The organism is Okeania sp. SIO2C2 (genome assembly GCF_010692625.1).
Lineage (GTDB): Bacteria > Cyanobacteriota > Cyanobacteriia > Cyanobacteriales > Microcoleaceae > Okeania > Okeania hirsuta.
The window spans coordinates 1-3,734 of the sequence record NZ_JAAHGM010000138.1; the positions used below are offsets into that span (position 1 = coordinate 1).

At 35.7% G+C, this 3,734-nt stretch carries 4 protein-coding genes; 1 reads left to right on the forward strand and 3 read right to left on the reverse strand.

The annotated features are described in order from the left end of the window. Positions 1-687: 687 nt before the first annotated feature. From F6K18_RS35820 to F6K18_RS35830, 3 genes are all read right to left on the reverse strand, one after another. The gene (locus F6K18_RS35820; RefSeq protein ID WP_287528104.1) at positions 688-1,890 is read right to left on the reverse strand and encodes an SGNH/GDSL hydrolase family protein; all 1,203 of its coding nucleotides are present in this window, start codon (positions 1,888-1,890) and stop codon (positions 688-690) included. A gap of 613 nt (positions 1,891-2,503) precedes the next feature. Beyond that, on the reverse strand, positions 2,504-2,668 hold the full coding sequence (locus F6K18_RS35825) for a DUF5989 family protein (protein ID WP_287528106.1): 165 nt from the start codon (positions 2,666-2,668) through the stop codon (positions 2,504-2,506). Further along, the gene (locus F6K18_RS35830) at positions 2,669-3,082 is read right to left on the reverse strand and encodes an SxtJ family membrane protein (protein WP_124146027.1); all 414 of its coding nucleotides are present in this window, start codon (positions 3,080-3,082) and stop codon (positions 2,669-2,671) included. It lies immediately after the preceding gene. A gap of 408 nt (positions 3,083-3,490) precedes the next feature. Between F6K18_RS35830 and F6K18_RS35835 the strand changes: the two genes are divergently transcribed. After that, a complete protein-coding gene (locus F6K18_RS35835; RefSeq protein ID WP_287528109.1) occupies positions 3,491-3,610 on the forward strand; it encodes an element excision factor XisH family protein in 120 nt (39 codons plus the stop codon). Positions 3,611-3,734 lie beyond the last annotated feature (124 nt).

The following is a 3,734-nucleotide window of genomic DNA, read 5'->3' on the forward strand; positions in this document are numbered from 1 at the left end:
TGTTTTTGGCTATCTATTTTTAACGATCGCCTGTTTTTGGTTGTCTGTTTTTTGCTATCGCCTGTTTTTGGCTATCTATTTTTAACGATCGCCTGTTTTTGGTTGTCTGTTTTTAACGATCGCCTGTTTTTGGTTGTCTGTTTTTAACGATCGCTTGTGAGTCCAATAGTCACTTTTAGCTGACTATTCTATTGCACCATTTTAGATGAAACAGTCCAGTAGGTTGGGTTGAGGGACGTTAGCGTCAGCTTATCCGTAGGATAAACCCAAAAATAATCTTTCTCCTCTACTCTGTACAGACGTTGTATGCAACTACTCCCTAATGCACAGTTTTAGCTGTGTCGGTCCAGTAAGTTATAACAATCCGAAGCAAGCAGGTTTGATATTATTAGAGAAGGTAGGAGAGAAGAATTGTCCCTTGATTTTTTTGCCCTTGTCTGCCCAGAATTCTAACTTTCTCCCCTACTCCCTACTCCCCTACTCCCCTACTCCCCTACTCTTACAGGGGTAGGTTTTTAACAAAGGAGCGATCGCTCCCTTTGATTCAGTTAAAAATTCTCAAAAAAATGTACTTTTTTATACAATAAATAGCTATAAACTCCCCCCTCCTCCCCCTCTTCCCCCTCTCCCCACACTTCTTTTAGATCAAAGGTAAAAAACCTACCCCTGTGAAACTCCCCTACTCCCCTATAACTCTTGACACAACTTTTCAGCAATAATTTCTCCTGCTAATTTATGTCCTGTCGCATTCCAATGACCTGCACACATTGTCGTATTTTTAAACCCATGAACGCAAACAGGATTTTCTGCAACATAATTATCAAAAGGTTCAACTAAATCAATTACAGAAAAATTATAAGCTTCCCCTAAATCTTGCAATCTTTTTGTGGGATATGACCAGTCTTGAATATCCATAATTTTCATATATCCTTCTCGCCATTTCTTATCTGGATGAATTTGCATGGGAGTCATCACTGTAGCTATTTTAAATTCTGCTCCTTTTTCTTGTACTTCTTTTGCCATAATTCCGATTAGTTCATCAGTAATTTTCCAAGCTTCTTGCCAAGCATAATTTGGCGGTTCTCTAAAATTATTTGCTTGTAAATTTTCAAAATGTCTTGAAGCATTTCTCTTCCTTTGGTCTGCCTCTACTTTTTTGATAATTTGCAAAATTCTAACATTATTTACTAGCCAAGTTGGTAATTTATCGACTGTGGTAATCATGTAGCGGTTTGCTTGACTAATAGTTAGCTCCCTAAACGATAAATCTAATTCTAACTTTCCATTTTTATAGACAAAAAAAGGTCGGTAATGATTATTTTCTAACTTTCGAGAATTATCCGTAACATCATTGCCCATAAAAAAAGCTAAGAGCACAATATCTGGCTGAAAATCCCACACTTTTTCCCGAAGAGTTAATAATTGTTGGGCAGTTCCATAACCATCTACTCCAAAATTAATTACTTCTACTTTTTGAGGTTTTAAATCTGTACATTTTTCCAATTCCTTTTGCATTACTGCTACAAAAGTTTCCTTGTAAGAAACCTGCACTGCTGAAGTAAAAGAATCTCCCACTACAGCAATTATTAGAGTATTTTCTGGTTTTGTTTTAGTAATTTCCGGTCCTCTAAAACCATGACTATTAAACTCTAAATAAGCCTTTCCTTCACTCGTCCACCAACCAGAAACATTTGCTTTATATTCCCAACCTCGAACTGGATGAGGAATAGTATAAAATGTCGGATAAAATTCTGCATGGGTACTTTCCGGCATTTTTTTTAATCCCTCCAAACCAGCAATTCTTACCCCTACTTCAGCGATCGCTATCCCAACAAATAAACTGGCGAAAATCATACCTAAATTTACCGCCAAAGTTTTTAGTTTAATCATCCTCTCAGCTATAATTTTTTTGTATTTTGATCCTGTAGATTGGGTTGAGGAAAATTAGCAGAGTTTATCCCTAGGATAAACCCAACTTTTCAGTTATCAGTTATCAGTACCTTTAGCTAAAGCCTTCTGCTAGAAATACAGAATATTCTCTTTTTTGATCCCCTCAAAAGCAGAAGCTATTTATCCAAAATTTTCGGTAACTTCAGTTATCAGTACCTCTAGCTAAAACCTTCTGCTAGAAATATAGAATATTCTCTTTTTTGATCCCCTCAAAAGCAGAAGCTATTTATCCAAAATTTTCGGTAATTTCATTGATCAGTTATCAGTTATCAGTACCTTGAGCTAAAACCTTCTGCTAGAAATATAGAATATTCTCTTTTTTGATCCCCTCAAAAGCAGAGGCTATTTATCCAAAATTTTCGGTAATTTCATTGATCAGTTATCAGTTATCAGTACCTTGAGCTAAAACCTTCTGCTAGAAATATAGAATATTCTCTTTTTTGATCCCCTCAAAAGCAGAGGCTATTTATCCAAAATTTTCGGTCAAGGAAGACATAGGTAAAGTTCAACAAAAAAACCTTTTCCTTTCTTCTTTACTGCCAACATAGTCAGATTAAAACAAAGTATAAATGAACGGAGCAATTACAGAAGATTGACTCAGAATAATCAAAGCTCCTAACAAAACTAAAGTAATAATCAAAGGCAATAACCAATACTTTTTCCGCTCTCCCATAAAACCCCAAAGGTCTTTGAGAAAGTCTAATATTCCTTCAAACATTTAAAAAGGCCGCTCCATACTTTCTCTAGTTTTTAATTGACTCATCACCCGATAAGTTGAAGTTTCAGTATTCAATTGTCGCTCCATTGGGTCTTTTTTAAACATTCGCATAATCAAACCCATTGGCATAACTACAAGATAAAATACTAACCCCATCCATAGGGGAGTCATTATTTTACTCAGGAAAATTCCCACCCGCATCCAAAACTTATAAACAGGTCCCAAAGTAGGGGGTGAAACAATTGCCAATACCAATAGAGGAGTAGCAATTATCCAAGGCCATGCAGGAGGAGGCCAATGTCTGTGGAGTAACGGTAGTAATAGACCGAATAAACCGCCAAAAACACCACCTACTATTAGACCAAATTCCCTGAGACCCTTCTTATCAATTTTCGGTATCTCGCGATCGCTCATTAGTTATCCATAATCAATATTTTGTTAACTTTTAACTCGTAGCAGAAAAGTTATGAAAAGTCAATATAGGTTTGGTAAAACGGTATTGTTAGGGCAGCTTTTCCGTAGGATAAAACTAACAAATATTTGTCGATGTTGGATTTTTTTCTATATGAACACTCTCTGGGAAAGGGACATTTCTCAACCTAATCCGTAAAGATTGATCGGCCATCTTTTTATTTACTTTCTTTTAAGACCACAAAAATTTTTATAAGTCAAGCTAATGACAGAAATTTACACTTATAGAGTTAACTTAGCTAGTATTGGCTAATTCAAGTGCGTTGCAAAAGCTATTGAGGCTATCCTCTTCTTGATAAGAAGAGGTAATTATTAATTGTTAATTATTAATTATTGAATTAATTACCTACAATGGCTAAACACATTTTCCATCAACAGGTTAAAAATGCTTTAATCAAAGATGGACGGAATATTATCCACGATCCTTTTACAATTCGGATTAGTGAAGCTGTCAAATTACATACATATTAGACTTGTCGCGAAATAAAACCTTAAAGTTAAATGGAAAATTCTACCTTTCAATCATTAAATTATGCTGCCATCAGGTAGAAATTCCAGAGTCCAGCCGCTGTGAACATGAAGCGATCGTCGCGCA

Coding starts and splice junctions, on each gene's coding strand:
- F6K18_RS35830 (WP_124146027.1), bottom strand. CDS start 3,082: ATGAGCGATCGCGAGATACCGAAAATTGATAAGAAGGGTCTCAGGGAA.
- F6K18_RS35825 (WP_287528106.1), bottom strand. CDS start 2,668: ATGTTTGAAGGAATATTAGACTTTCTCAAAGACCTTTGGGGTTTTATG.
- F6K18_RS35835 (WP_287528109.1), top strand. CDS start 3,491: ATGGCTAAACACATTTTCCATCAACAGGTTAAAAATGCTTTAATCAAA.
- F6K18_RS35820 (WP_287528104.1), bottom strand. CDS start 1,890: ATGATTAAACTAAAAACTTTGGCGGTAAATTTAGGTATGATTTTCGCC.